This is a genomic window from Synechococcus sp. R55.3 (genome assembly GCF_047461975.1).
Lineage (GTDB): Bacteria > Cyanobacteriota > Cyanobacteriia > Thermostichales > Thermostichaceae > Thermostichus.
Genome location: NZ_JANSIG010000160.1, coordinates 1 through 1,121, shown reverse-complemented (window position 1 = coordinate 1,121; position 1,121 = coordinate 1). Strand labels below are relative to the sequence as shown.

Annotated in this window: 1 protein-coding gene; it reads left to right on the top strand. The window is 63.5% G+C overall.

Features of this window, described 5'->3' with window-relative positions:
- The coding region (locus NW849_RS14300; protein ID WP_414358506.1) for an NAD(P)-dependent malic enzyme at positions 1-1,116 on the top strand (1,116 nt) is incomplete at its 5' end.
- Positions 1,117-1,121 lie beyond the last annotated feature (5 nt).

Genomic DNA, 1,121 nt, shown 5'->3' with positions numbered 1-1,121 from the left:
GGGGGAAAACTGCAAGTGGTGGCCAAAAGCCCCCTGGAGAGCGCCGCCGATCTGGCCATGGCCTACACGCCGGGGGTAGGGCGGGTTTCTCTGGAAATTGCTGCCAACCCCGCCGCGGTCTATGAGTACACCATCAAGGGCAACAGTGTGGGCATTGTAACCGATGGTAGCGCGGTGCTGGGCTTGGGGAATGTCGGCCCGGAGGCAGCTTTGCCGGTGATGGAGGGGAAAGCGGCGCTGTTCAAGCGCTTTGCCGATATCGATGCCTTTCCTCTGTGCCTGGCCACTCAGGAGGTGGGGGAAATTGTAGAGACGGTGGTGCGCCTGGCGCCGGGATTTGGCGGCTTTAACCTGGAAGACATCAGCGCCCCTCGCTGCTTTGCCATTGAGTCTCAGCTCAAGGCCCGCCTCAACCTGCCGGTGTTTCACGACGATCAGCACGGCACCGCCATTGTGGTGCTGGCGGCGCTGCTGAATGCCCTGAAAGTGGTGAAAAAGAGCCTAGACGAGGTGCGCATTGTCCTCAACGGGGCCGGGGCAGCCGGCATTGCCGTGACGCAACTGCTGCGGCGGGCCGGGGCAGCCCACATCCTGGTCTGCGACCGCCAAGGGATCCTCAGCCGCTCCCGTTCCGATCTCACCCCCGAGAAGGCGGCCATTGCCGTCGAGGAGAAGGGATCCCTGGCGGAAGCCTTGGTGGGAGCGGATGTGTTTATTGGGGTGAGCGTGGCCAATGCCCTGACAGTGGAGATGGTAGAAAAAATGGCACCGGATCCCATCGTCTTTGCCCTGGCCAACCCGGTGCCCGAGATCCAGCCGGAGCTGGTGGGCAATCGGGTGGCAGTGATGGCCACGGGCCGCAGCGACTACCCCAACCAAATCAACAACGTGCTGGCCTTTCCGGGCGTGTTTCGCGGCGCCCTCGACTGCCGCGCCAAGCAGATCAACACCGAGATGTGCCTGGCTGCCGCTCAAGCCATTGCTGCCTTGATCCCTGCCGAAGAGTTGGATCCCCAGTGGATCATCCCCTCGGTCTTCGACGGGCGGGTGGTTCCTCAGGTGGCCGCTGCGGTAATCCAGGCTGCCCGCCAAACCGGCGTGGCCGGGATCCCTTGAGGGCT